General features: G+C 73.9%; 7 protein-coding genes. 5 read left to right on the top strand and 2 right to left on the bottom strand.

Annotated elements, in window-relative coordinates:
- Nucleotides 1-39: 39 nt before the first annotated feature.
- Together HGAM_RS12880 and HGAM_RS12875 are read left to right on the top strand one after the other, a co-directional pair.
- Nucleotides 40-4,587 (top strand): Lhr family ATP-dependent helicase, encoded by a 4,548-nt coding sequence (locus HGAM_RS12880; protein ID WP_245532130.1) that lies wholly within the window; start codon nucleotides 40-42, stop codon nucleotides 4,585-4,587.
- On the top strand, nucleotides 4,580-5,359 hold the full coding sequence (locus HGAM_RS12875) for a DNA-formamidopyrimidine glycosylase family protein (protein ID WP_019145914.1): 780 nt from the start codon (nucleotides 4,580-4,582) through the stop codon (nucleotides 5,357-5,359). The genes HGAM_RS12880 and HGAM_RS12875 overlap by 8 nt, the downstream gene beginning before the upstream one ends.
- A gap of 53 nt (nucleotides 5,360-5,412) precedes the next feature.
- On the opposite strand, the gene HGAM_RS12870 is transcribed toward HGAM_RS12875, so the two are convergent.
- Nucleotides 5,413-6,876, bottom strand: a complete 1,464-nt coding sequence (locus HGAM_RS12870; RefSeq protein ID WP_019145913.1) for a flavin-containing monooxygenase — start codon at nucleotides 6,874-6,876, stop codon at nucleotides 5,413-5,415.
- 170 nt (nucleotides 6,877-7,046) lie between these two features.
- Here HGAM_RS12870 and HGAM_RS19280 point away from each other — a divergent pair, with 170 nt between their 5' ends.
- Both HGAM_RS19280 and HGAM_RS12860 read left to right on the top strand, forming a co-directional pair.
- The gene (locus HGAM_RS19280; RefSeq protein ID WP_019145912.1) at nucleotides 7,047-9,317 is read left to right on the top strand and encodes a SpoIIE family protein phosphatase; all 2,271 of its coding nucleotides are present in this window, start codon (nucleotides 7,047-7,049) and stop codon (nucleotides 9,315-9,317) included.
- 39 nt (nucleotides 9,318-9,356) lie between these two features.
- Complete coding sequence (locus HGAM_RS12860; RefSeq protein WP_038951811.1) at nucleotides 9,357-10,823, top strand: NCS2 family permease; 1,467 nt, start codon at nucleotides 9,357-9,359, stop codon at nucleotides 10,821-10,823.
- A gap of 50 nt (nucleotides 10,824-10,873) precedes the next feature.
- On the opposite strand, the gene HGAM_RS12855 is transcribed toward HGAM_RS12860, so the two are convergent.
- The gene (locus HGAM_RS12855) at nucleotides 10,874-11,623 is read right to left on the bottom strand and encodes a ZIP family metal transporter (RefSeq protein ID WP_019145910.1); all 750 of its coding nucleotides are present in this window, start codon (nucleotides 11,621-11,623) and stop codon (nucleotides 10,874-10,876) included.
- Nucleotides 11,624-11,717: 94 nt separating this feature from the next.
- On the opposite strand from HGAM_RS12855, the gene HGAM_RS19275 reads away from it, so the two are divergent.
- Nucleotides 11,718-12,308 carry a DUF6518 family protein gene (locus HGAM_RS19275; RefSeq protein WP_081591969.1) on the top strand — a complete coding sequence of 197 codons (591 nt, stop codon included), beginning with the start codon at nucleotides 11,718-11,720 and terminating at the stop codon, nucleotides 12,306-12,308.
- The last annotated feature ends 44 nt before the right edge of the window (nucleotides 12,309-12,352 follow it).

Below are 12,352 nucleotides of genomic sequence, written 5' to 3'. Positions count from 1 at the left end.
TCGTGCGGTGTCGGTGCGTCCTGCCACCATGAAGGCCACATGAGCGAGCGAGGAACGAGCACCGAGGCCGGGCCGGACGGACACGCGACGCCCGGGCCGATGGCGGGCTTCGCGCCGGCCACCCGCGAGTGGTTCGAGCGCACCTTCACCGCGCCCACGCCCGCCCAGCTCGGCGCGTGGGACGGTGCCGCGCGCGGCGACCACCTGCTCGTGGTGGCGCCCACCGGGTCGGGCAAGACGCTCGCCGCGTTCCTGTCGTCCATCGACCGGCTGATGCGCCGGCCGCTCGACGCCGAGCGCACCGGCACCCGCGTCCTCTACGTCTCCCCGCTCAAGGCGCTCGCCGTCGACGTCGAGCGCAACCTGCGCTCGCCGCTGGTCGGCATCACCCAGACCGCGCTGCGCCGCGGCGAGGAGCTGCACCCGGTGACGGTGGGCATCCGCTCCGGCGACACCCCGCAGGCCGAGCGACGCAAGCTCGTCACCAGCCCGCCGGACGTGCTCATCACCACGCCGGAGTCGCTGTACCTCATGCTGACGTCCGCGGCCCGCGAGACGCTGCGCGACGTCGACACCGTCATCGTCGACGAGATCCACGCCGTCGCCGGCACCAAGCGCGGCGCCCACCTGGCCCTGTCGCTGGAGCGGCTCGACGACCTGCTCGGCCGTCCGGCCCAGCGCATTGGCCTGAGCGCCACCGTCCGACCGCACGACGAGGTGGCGCGGTTCCTGGGCGGACGCGCGCCGGTACGCGTCGTCGCGCCCGAGTCGCCGTCGCGGCTCGAGCTGGGCGTCGTCGTGCCGGTCGAGGACATGACCTCGATCCCCGCCCCGAAGCGCGAGGAGGGCAGCGGCGCCCGGGCGCTCGACGACGACCAGCCGGCCGGCAGCATCTGGCCGCACGTCGAGGAGCACGTGCTCGACCAGGTGCTCGGCCAGCGCTCGACCATCGTGTTCGTCAACTCCCGCGGCCTGGCCGAGCGGCTCACCGCGCGGCTCAACGAGCTCTACGCCGAGCGGCAGGGCGAGGGGGCCGACGAGACGCTGGTCGCCCGCGCGCACCACGGCTCGGTCAGCAAGGAGCAGCGGGCGATCATCGAGGACGACCTCAAGACCGGGCGGCTGCGCTGTGTGGTGGCCACGTCCAGCCTGGAGCTCGGCATCGACATGGGCGCGGTCGACCTCGTCGTGCAGGTCGCCTCGCCGCCGTCGGTGGCGAGCGGGCTGCAGCGCGTCGGTCGCGCCGGGCACCAAGTCGGCGAGGTCTCGCGCGGCCTGGTCTACCCGCGCACCCGGCACGAGCTGCTCGGCGCGGCCGTCACCGCCGAGCGCATGCAGGCCGGGCTGCTCGAGGCCATCTCGGTGCCGGCCAACCCGCTCGACATCCTGGCCCAGCAGACCGTCGCCGCCTGCGCGCTGGAGCCGCTGGACGCCGAGGAGTGGTTCGCGACCGTCCGGCGCAGCGCGCCGTTCGCCACGCTCCCCCGCTCCGCGTACGAGGCCACCCTCGACCTGCTCAGCGGCCGCTACCCGTCCGACGAGTTCGCCGAGCTGCGCCCGCGCGTGGTCTGGGACCGCGACGGCGCGACGCTCACCGGCCGCCCCGGTGCGCAGCGGCTCGCGGTCACCAGCGGCGGCACGATCCCCGACCGCGGGCTGTTCACCGTCACGCTGCCCGAGGGCGAGGAGCAGTCCCGCGGACCGCGCAAGGTCGGCGAGCTCGACGAGGAGATGGTCTACGAGTCACGCGTCAACGACGTCTTCGCGCTCGGCGCCACGAGCTGGCGCATCCAGGAGATCACCCACGACCGGGTCGTCGTCACCCCCGCGCCCGGCCAGCCGGGCAAGCCGCCCTTCTGGCACGGCGACAACGAGGGACGTCCGGCCGAGCTCGGCGAGGCGATGGGCTCGTTCGTCCGCGAGATCACGTCGGGCACCACCAAGCAGGCCCGCGCCCGCGGCGAGGCCGCCGGGCTCGACCGGTTCTCGGTCGACAACCTGCTGGCCTTCCTGGAGGAGCAGCGCGGCGCCACCGGCGTCCTGCCCACCGACCGCCGGCTCGTCGTCGAGCGCTTCCGCGACGAGCTGGGCGACTGGCGCGTCGTCCTGCACTCGCCGTACGGACGCCGGGTGCACGCGCCGTGGGCGCTGGCCGTGGCCGCCCGCATCCTCGAGCGGCACGGCATCGACGGCTCCGTGGTGGCCTCCGACGACGGCATCGTGGCGCGCATCCCCGACACCGAGTCCGAGCCGCCCGGCGCCGACCTGTTCGTGTTCGATGCTGACGAGCTCGACCGTCTGGTCACCGACGAGGTGGGCGGGTCGGCCCTGTTCGCAGCCCGCTTCCGCGAGTGCGCGGCCCGCGCCCTGCTGCTGCCGCGGCGCAACCCGGGCAAGCGGTCACCCCTGTGGCAGCAGCGCCAGCGCTCGGCCCAGCTGCTCGACGTGGCCCGCAAGTTCCCGACCTTCCCGATCCTGCTCGAGACCGCGCGCGAGTGCCTGCAGGACGTCTACGACCTGCCCGCCCTCGACGCGCTGGCCCGCCGCATCGCGTCGCGCCAGGTCGAGATCGCCGAGGTCACCACGGAGAAGGCGTCCCCGTTCGCGCACACGCTGCTGTTCGGCTACGTGGCGTCCTTCCTCTACGAGGGCGACACCCCGTTGGCCGAGCGACGGGCGTCCGCGCTGTCGCTCGACCCGGCGCTGCTGTCGGAGCTGCTGGGCCGGGCCGACCTGCGCGAGCTGCTCGACCCCGAGGCGCTGCGCCAGACCGAGGCCGAGCTGCAGCGGCTCACCGACGAGCGCCGGGCCAAGGACGCCGAGGGCGTCGCCGACCTGCTGCGCCTGCTCGGGCCGCTGACCGCCGACGAGGTCACCGAGCGCACCGTCGAGCGCGACCCCAACGCAGCCCGCGCGTGGCTCGGCGAGCTGGCCACCGCCCGGCGGGTCGTCGAGCTGTCCGTGGCCGGCGAGCAGCGCTGGGCGACCGTCGAGGAGGTCGGGCGCCTGCGTGACGGCCTCGGCGTCGCCGTGCCGGTCGGCGTGCCCGAGGCGTTCCTCGACCCGGCCGACGACCCGCTCGGCGACCTGCTCGGCCAGTACGCCCGTACCCACGGCCCGTTCACCGCGCGCGACGTCGCCGCGCGGCTCGGGCTCGGCGAGGCCGTGGCCCGCGACCAGCTGCGCCGGCTGGCCCGCGACGGACGCCTGGTCGAGGGCGAGTTCCGGCCCGCGTCCACCGGCACCGAGTGGGTCTCGCCCGACGTGCTGCGCCGGCTGCGCTCGCGCTCCCTGGCCGCCGCCCGCCAGCAGGTCGAGCCGGTCGACACCGCCACGTACGCCCGGTTCCTGGTCTCGTGGCAGTCGGCCGACCGGTCGCTGCGCGGGGTCGACGGCGTCATGACGGTCGTCGACCAGCTCGCCGGACTGCCCCTGCCGGCGTCGGCCTGGGAGTCACTCGTGCTGCCCAGCCGGGTGGCCGACTACTCCCCCGCGATGCTCGACGAGCTCACCGCCGGTGGCGAGGTCGTCTGGAGCGGGGCCGGCACCCTGCCCGGTCGCGACGGGTGGGTCCGCCTCCACCCGGCCGACCTCGTCCTCCCGCACGAGTCGGCGCACGAGCCCGACGCGCTGCAGCAGCACGTCCTCGAGGCGCTCGGCGACGGCGGCGGCCACTTCTTCCGCAGGCTGGCCGACGCCGTCACGGTGCTGAGCGACGACCCCGTCACCGACGCGCAGGTCGAGGACGCGCTGTGGGAGCTCGTGTGGGCCGGCCGGGTCAGCAACGACACCCTGGCGCCGCTGCGCACCTACGTCGGCGGCCGCGGCGCCCACCGCACCACCCGCCAGCCGCCGCGCTCGCGGCTCCACCGCGGACGCCCCGCCCGCCCGGCCCGGGTCGCGCGCGCCGGCCTGCCCACGGTGAGCGGCCGTTGGTACGTGCTGCCCGACGCCGGGCTCGACCCCACCCAGGCCGCCCTCGCCCGCGCCGAGGTGCTGCTCGACCGCTACGGCGTCGTCACCCGCGGCTCGGTGCAGGCCGAGCAGGTGCCCGGCGGGTTCGCCGGCGTCTACCGCGTGCTGCGCGAGCTCGAGCAGGGCGGACGCGCGCTGCGCGGCTACTTCGTCGAGTCGCTCGGCGCGGCGCAGTTCGCCGCCTCGGCGACGATCGACCGGCTGCGCTCGCACGACCGCGACGACGACGCCCCCACCGCCGACGCGGCCGTGGTGCTCGCCGCCACCGACCCGGCCAACCCGTACGGCGCCGCGCTGGGCTGGCCCGAGCGGCCCGACGCCGAGTCCAAGCACCGTCCGGGCCGCAAGTCCGGTGCGCTCGTCGCGCTGCACGACGGGCACCTCGTGGCCTACCTGGAACGGGGCGGACGCACCGTGCTGACGTTCACCGACGACGCCACGCGGCTCGCTTCCGCGGCGGCGGCGCTCGCGTCGGCCGTGCGCGGACGCCGGGTCGAGCGGCTGTCGGTCGAGACGGTCGACGGCGGGCCCACCACGTCCACGCCGTTCGGCGAGGCGCTGGTCGAGGCCGGGTTCGAGCGAGCCCCGAAGGGGGTGCGGCTGCGTGCCTGAGGGCGACACCGTCTGGCGCACCGCGCACCGCCTGCACGAGGCGCTGGCGGGCCGGCCCCTGACGGTCAGCGACTTCCGCGTCCCGGCGTTCGCCACCCTCGACCTCACCGGCCAGGTGGTCGAGAGCGCGGTCAGCCGCGGCAAGCACCTGGTGGTGCGCACGCCGGAGGTATCGATCCACTCGCACCTGAAGATGGAGGGCGCCTGGCACGTCTACCGGCTCGACACCCGCTGGCGCCGGCCGGCGCACTCGGCGCGGGCCGTGCTGGCCAACGCCGAGTGGCAGGCGGTCGGGTTCTCGCTCGGCGTGCTGGAGGTGCTCGAGCGCGACGCCGAGGCCGACGCCCTCGCCTACCTCGGTCCCGACCTGCTCGGTCCCGACTGGGACCTCGACGAGGCGGTCCGCCGCGTCGGCTCCGACCCGGAGCGCCCGGTCTTCCTGGCCCTGCTCGACCAGCGCAACCTGGCCGGCTTCGGCAACGAGTACGTCAACGAGATCTGCTTCCTGCACGGCCAGCTGCCCACCCGTCCCGTCGGCGAGGTGGGCGACCTGCGCCGCGTCGTCTCGCGCGGGCACCGGCTGCTCGACCTCAACAAGGCGCGCATCGAGCGGGCCTTCACCGGCAGCACCCGCCCCGGTGAGGAGCGCTGGGTCTACGGCCGCGAGGGCAAGCCGTGCCGGCGCTGCGGCACCCGTATCCGCAAGGGCTCGCTGGGCGACACCCCGCTCACCGAGCGCGACACCTACTGGTGCCCGCGCTGCCAGACCTGAGACGCCGCGAGCCCGCGACCGGGTCGGTCACGGGCTCGCGGCGGCGGGTCGGCTCAGGCCACGCCGACCGGCTTGCGGACGCTGTACTCGATCTCCTCGTCCAGGCTGAGCCGCTTCGCGTCGCGTGAGTCGAGCACCCAGTTCTGCCGCACCAGCCACGGCGCGCGGCTGCCCTGCTTGGGCAGGCGGTCGTTGGCGCGGGCGAGGTAGTTCGACTTCAGCTCCATCGGCGGACGCAGCTCGCCGACGTCCGTGCTGGGTCGCGGCGTGCCGTACTCGTAGCCCCTCTCGCGCAGGTGGCGCAGGAAGCGTCCGGCGAAGACGGCAGTGAGGTCGGCGCGCAGCGTCCACGACGCGTTGGAGTAGCCGAGCGCGTAGACCAGGTTCGGCACGCCCTCGAGCATGGCGCCGCGGTACAGCACCTTGTCGCCCAGCGCGACGGGCTCACCGTCGACGTCGATCTCGACGCCGTCGAACGCCGCGACCTGGAGACCGGTGGCGCTCACGACGACGTCCGCCTCGATCTCGTCGCCGGAGCAGAGCCGGACGCCCTTCTCGGTGAATCGCTCGACCTGGTCGGTGACGATCGACGCCTCGCCGCGGCGCAGCGCGCCGAAGAAGTCGCCGTCGGGCACCAGGCACAGGCGCTGGTCCCAGGGGTCGTACCGCGGGGCGAAGTGCACGTCGACCGGGTAGCCCTCGGGCAGCTGGCGGGCCGCGAGCTTCTGCAGGATGCGGCGGGACGCCTTGGGGAAGGCGCGGCAGAACAGGTAGAAGCCCAGCGTCGTCACCGCCTTGTAGACGCGGGCCGCCCGGTGGGCGAGCCCGGCCGGGAGCCGCCCGCGCAGCGCGTCCGCCACCTTGTCGCGCCCCGGCAGCGCCATGACGTACGACGGCGAGCGCTGCAGCATGGTGACGTGCTCGGCGGTGCCGGCCATCGAGGGCACGAGGGTCACGGCCGTGGCGCCGCTGCCGATGACGAGCACCTTCTTGCCCGCGTAGTCGAGGTCCTCGGGCCAGAACTGCGGCACCACGACCTCGCCCCGGTAGTCCTGCATGCCCGGGAAGTCCGGGACGAACGCCTCGCCGTAGCGGTAGTAGCCGGTGCCGGCGAAGATCATCGACGCGGTCAGCGTGACCGGGCCGTCAGCGGTGGTCGCGGTGACCGTCCAGCGCGCGTCGGCCGACGACCAGCTCAGGCCGGTGACCCGGTGCCCGTAGCGGATGTGGTCGGCGATGCCGTTCTCCTCGGCCGTCTGCCGGATGTACTCGCGGATCGAGGCCCCGTCGGACAGCGACTTCTCCCCCGTCCACGGCCGGAACGGGTACGCGAGGGTGAACATGTCCGAGTCCGAGCGGACGCCCGGGTACCGGAACAGGTCCCAGGTGCCGCCGAGGGAGTCACGTCCCTCCAGCACGGCGTACGTGACGCCCGGGTTGGCCTCGAGGATGCGGTACGCCCCGTCGATGCCGGAGAGGCCCGCCCCGATCACGACGACGTCCAGGTGCTCAGTCATGGCAGCAATGTAACACTCCCGATGTCACATAGCCACGGATCGAGATCGGGGCCGGTTTGTCCCCCGTGGGATAGGTTGTCGGGGAACGTGTCGTGCCGGTCTGTCGCAAGGAGCCCCATGCGCCCCTCGTCCCGTGGCACCGCGATGCCCCTGACCGAGGCCCTCCCCGCATGACCGACACCGATCCGGCACTCGTCCCGGACCGCGAGGCGCACACGCCGGCGTACCAGACGCCCGACCTCACCACCTGCGACCGCGAGCCCATCCACATCCCGGGCGCGATCCAGCCGCACGGCGTGCTGCTCGCGCTGGACGACGAGATGCGCGTCGCCGCGGCGTCCGCCAACACCGACCGCCACCTCGGCGTGCCGGCCCCCGAGCTGATCGGCCGCCCGGTCGCCGAGGCCCTGGGCCCGAGCGCCGCCCAGGCCGTGGCCGACCTGGTCGAGCGCGCCGAGCCCGGCGAGCCGGCCCGCGTCGTCCTCGACACCGGGCGGGGCGACCTCCACCAGCGCCTCGCCGACGTCCTGACCCACCGGTCCGGCGACCACCTCGTCGTCGAGGTCGAGCCCGTCGCCTCGTCCAGCAGCCAGCACGTCTCCTACCGCTCGACGCGCTCGGCCGTCACCCGCCTGACCGCCGCCGCGTCGGTCGAGGACCTCACCGGCCGCCTCGCCGTCGAGATCCGGTCGCTCACCGGCTTCGACCGGGTCATGGTCTACCGCTTCGACGAGCAGTGGAACGGCGAGGTCGTCGCCGAGGAGAAGCTCGACCGGCTCAACTCGTTCAAGGGCCTGCACTACCCGGCCTCCGACATCCCGGCCCAGGCCCGGCGGCTCTACACGGCCAACTGGACGCGCCTCATCGCCGACATCGGCTACCGCCCGGTGCCGCTGCACCCGGTGCGCGACCCGGGCACCGGACGTCCGCTCGACCTGTCGCACTCGGTGCTGCGCAGCGTCTCGCCGATCCACATCGAGTACCTGACCAACATGGGCGTCACCGCGTCGATGTCGGTCTCGATCGTCATCGAGGGCGTCCTGTGGGGCCTCATCGCCTGCCACCACTACAGCGGCCCGCACCAGCCGTCGCTGGACGCCCGCTCGGCCGCCGAGTTCCTGGGCCAGACCGCGTCGTCGCTCATCGCCGACCGCGAGCGCTCCGACCAGCGCGCCGCGGCCCTGGCCGCCCGCTCGGTCCTGTCCGAGATCGTGTCGTCGGTCGCCTCCGACCCGCGCACGCCGCACCAGGCGCTCATGGCGCACCCCTCGCTGCTCACCCTGTTCGAGGCGACGGGCGCCGCGATGTGGGTCGACGGCGAGCTCATCCGCGTCGGCGACCTGCCGCCGGACTCGGTCGTCACCCGCATCGCCGACGCCCTGGCCGCGGGCCACGAGGACGGCGTCGTCACGACGCAGCAGGTCGCCGAGCTCGACCCGACCCTGGCCGAGCACAGCGCGCTCGTCTCCGGCGCGCTGCGCATCGGCAACGGCACGGGCCGCTGGATGCTGCTCGTGCGTCCCGAGCGCCGCCAGGTCGTCGACTGGGGCGGCGACCCCACGAACAAGGCGATCGCCGCCGCCGAGGGCCCGGACGTCCGGCTCAGCCCGCGCAAGTCGTTCGAGAAGTGGCAGCAGGTCGTCAGCGGACGCAGCCGGCCGTGGGAGTCCTGGCACGCACAGACCGCCGGCGAGATGCGCGCGCACATCACCAACGTGCTGGTGCAGCGCACCCAGGAGCAGGTGAGCGTCGCGGAGTCGCTGCAGCGCAGCGTCGTGCCCTACGAGGTGCCCCGCTTCGACGGCATCGAGCTCAGCGCCCTGTACCTCTCGGCGCCAGGCAGCCAGATCGGCGGCGACTGGTGGGACGCGCTCGAGCTGCCCGACGGCCGGGTCGCCGTCGTGGCCGGCGACGTCGCGGGCCACGGCGTCAAGGCGGCTGCGGCGATGGTGCAGGCCCGCACCGCGCTGCGCGCCTACCTGCTGGAGGGCCACCCGCTCGGCCACTGCCTGGACCGGCTCGACAACCTCGTCGTCCGGCTGCTCGACGGCCACACCGCGACGGTGCTCGTGGTGGCCATCGACCCCCAGTCCGGACGCACGGAGGTCGCGAGCGCCGGCCACCCGCCGGCCCTGCTCGTCAGCGGCGGACGCACGCAGGTGCTCGACGTGGCCAAGCGCCCGCTGCTCGGCGTCGGCGTCGTCGGCGGCCTGAGCGCGCCGCTGACGCTCGAGCCGGGCGACACGCTGCTGCTCTACAGCGACGGCGTGGTGGAGAACCGCGACGCGGACATCGACGCGTCCATCGCCCAGCTCGCCGGGCTCGCGGGCACCGGCCCGGACGACGACCTCGAGGCGTGGGTCGGCCGGCTCGTGCGCGGCACCGACCCCACCCAGGGCGACGACCGCACCGCCGTCGCGCTGCGCCGCCTGCCGTTCTGACGAAGATCACGTCCGCGCCCCGGCCGGGCTCTGACAGACTTGTGCCCCGTGAGCACACCTGACAGCGCGACGGCCGGGCCGCTCGATCGCTTCTTCAAGATCTCCCAGCGCGGGTCCACCATCGGCACCGAGGTGCGCGGCGGATTCGTCACCTTCTTCACGATGGCCTACATCATCGTGCTGAACCCGCTGATCCTCGGCTACGCGACCGACACCGACGGCCAGTTCCTCGGCGGCGGCGCCGAGCCCAACCTGGCGGCCATCGCCGCCGGCACGTCCCTGGTGGCCGGCGTCATGAGCATCCTCATGGGCGTCGTGGCCAACTACCCGATGGCCATCGCCACCGGCCTGGGTCTCAACGCCTTCCTGGCCGTGGCCGTGGCGTCGCAGATGACCTGGGCCGACGCGATGGGCCTGGTCGTGATCGAGGGCCTGGTCATCCTCGTCCTCGTGCTCACCGGGTTCCGCGAGGCGGTTTTCCACGCCGTGCCCGCGCAGCTGAAGGTCGCGATCAGCGTGGGCATCGGCCTGTTCATCGCGCTCATCGGCTTCGTGGACGCCGGCTGGGTGCGCCGCATCCCGGACGCCGCGCAGACCACCGTGCCGGTGCAGCTCGGCGCCACCGGCCAGCTGTCCGGCTGGCCCGTGCTCGTCTTCGCGATCGGCCTCATCGCGGTCATCGTCCTGTGGGTCCGCAAGGTTCGCGGCGCGATCCTCATCTCGATCATCGGCACGACCGTCCTGGCCATCGTCGTGGAGACGCTCGCTGACGCCGGCTCGTCGGCCGACTCGGCCAAGGGCTGGGCGCTCAACGTGCCGTCCTGGCCGGACAAGGTCGTCGACCTGCCCGACTTCGGCACCCTCGGCGAGTTCAACCTGCTCGGCTCGTTCGAGTCGGCCGGCGTCGTCACGGCCCTGCTGCTGATCTTCACGCTCATGCTCGCCGACTTCTTCGACACCATGGGCACGATGACCGCGATCGGCGCCGAGGCCAACCTGCTGCAGGCCGACGGCACGCCGCCGAACACCCGCCGCATCCTCGTGGTCGACTCGGTCGCCGCCGCCGCCGGCGGTGCCGCGGGCGTCTCGTCCAACACGTCCTACATCGAGTCCGCGTCCGGGGTGGGCGAGGGCGCGCGCACCGGCCTCGCCACCGTCGTCACCGGCCTGCTGTTCCTGGCGTCGATGTTCCTGGCCCCGCTCGTCAACATCATCCCCAGCGAGGCGGCGGTCCCGGCGCTCGTGCTGGTCGGCTTCCTGATGATGCAGCAGGTCGGCGGCATCGACTGGAAGGACGTCGAGATCGCGATCCCGGCGTTCCTGACGATCGCGCTCATGCCCTTCACCTACTCCATCTCGGTGGGCATCGGCGCGGGCTTCCTGGCCTACGTGATCATCAAGGTCGCGCTCGGCAAGCTGCGCGAGGTGCACCCGCTCATGTGGGTCGTCGCGGCGCTGTTCGTCGTGTACTTCGCGATCAACCCGATCACGCGACTGTTCAGCTAGTCCTGCTCACGACGCCCCGGCACCCCGACGGTGCCGGGGCGTCGTCGCGTCTAGGCGCGCCCGATGGCGAACGCGGTCATGAACCCGGCGGCGGTGATCAGGCCGGCGTACAGGTGGGCCCGCTCGAACGCCTCGGGGATCATCGTGTCGGCCACCATCGCCAGGATGGCGCCGGCCGCCACGGCGGTGATGACCGCGATCGTCTCCCCCGGCGCCCCGTCCAGCAGCAACGCGCCGAGGAGGCCCGCCACCCCGCCGGCCAGCGCGATGGCGCCCCACACGCCGAAGACGTACCGCGCACTGCGTCCGTTCGCCTTCATGCCGGACGCGCTGGACAGGCCCTCCGGCAGGTTGGAGATGAAGACCGCGGCGAGCACGGACACGCCCACTCCCCCGCCGCCAAGCAGGGACACGCCCAGCACGACCGACTCCGGCACCCCGTCCAGGAGCGCGCCGATGGCGATGGCCGCGCCGCTGCCCTCCTGCTCGTCCTCGGACGGCTGCTGCGCCTGCGAGCGCTTGCGGTGCGCGGCGCCGCGACGGGCGAGGGCGACGTTCGCAACCACGTAGACGATCGCGCCCGCCCCGAACCCGAGGAGCGTCGGCACCAGCCCGCCGGTCGCCTCGGCCTCGTCCACCAGGTCGAACGACAGCGCCGAGATCAGCACGCCCGAGCCGAACGCCATCACCGACGCGACGACCCGCTGCGGCACGGGCACGAACCAGGCGACGGCCGCGCCGATCACCAGTGCCCCACCCGCGAGCAGGCCCCACAGTCCCGCCTCCAGCCAGACCGGCATCCTCGTCCTCTCGTTGCCTGCTGCACACAGTGCCCCGTGCCGGGCCCGGTCAACCGGGTGCCGCGCCGACGACGGGGTGCACTACCGTCGCGGCGTGCGTCTCGCTGTCCGGTCCCTGTCCGTCGTCCTCGTCACGGGGTTCGCCCTGGGCGTCCTGACGTCGTTCGGTCAGGAGCTGCTGCCCGACGAGGTCCGCTCGTTCGCGAACTCCAGCGGCTCCTGGTCGCTGGTCGCCTTCCTCCTCGCCCTGCGCGCCCCGCGCCTCGGGGTCGCGCTCGTCGGCGGTGCCTTCTCGCTGTGGGCCCTGCTCGCCGGCTACGTCGTCGCCTCCGAGCTCCGCGGCTTCCCTGCGTCGTCCTGGCTGGTGACGTTCTGGGGCGCCGCCGGGCTGGTGGCCGGGCCGTTGCTCGGCCTCGCCGCATGGTGGTCGCGGTACGGCACCGCCACGCAGGGCGGACTGGGCGCCGGAGCGCTCGCCGGCGTGCTGGTCGGCGAGGGCGTCTACGGCCTCACGGTCATCGGCGACACCACCGCCCCCGAGTACTGGTGGGGCCAGGTCGGTGCGGGGGTGCTCGTGTGGCTGACGGTCACGTGGTGGCACCGCTCGGCCACGACGTTCGCCACCGGCCTGGTCACGGCCGCCGGCGTGGCGGCGGCCTTCCTTGCCCTGTACGAGCGGGTCTAGCGCAGACGTAACACAACGTTTTCACGGCGGTCCTCACGCGCAGT

Origin of the sequence: Aeromicrobium massiliense JC14 (assembly GCF_000312105.1) — a bacterium.
In the GTDB taxonomy this organism is placed as follows: domain Bacteria; phylum Actinomycetota; class Actinomycetes; order Propionibacteriales; family Nocardioidaceae; genus Aeromicrobium; species Aeromicrobium massiliense.
Note: the sequence above shows the minus strand (reverse complement) of the source record. Positions and strands in the feature narration are given on the sequence as shown.

What these genes read in the sequence shown, in the direction of transcription:
- HGAM_RS19280 (WP_019145912.1), top strand. Translation starts at nt 7,047, where the DNA reads ATGACCGACACCGATCCGGCACTCGTCCCGGACCGCGAGGCGCACACG.
- HGAM_RS12880 (WP_245532130.1), top strand. Translation starts at nt 40, where the DNA reads ATGAGCGAGCGAGGAACGAGCACCGAGGCCGGGCCGGACGGACACGCG.
- HGAM_RS12855 (WP_019145910.1), bottom strand. Translation starts at nt 11,623, where the DNA reads ATGCCGGTCTGGCTGGAGGCGGGACTGTGGGGCCTGCTCGCGGGTGGG.
- HGAM_RS12870 (WP_019145913.1), bottom strand. Translation starts at nt 6,876, where the DNA reads ATGACTGAGCACCTGGACGTCGTCGTGATCGGGGCGGGCCTCTCCGGC.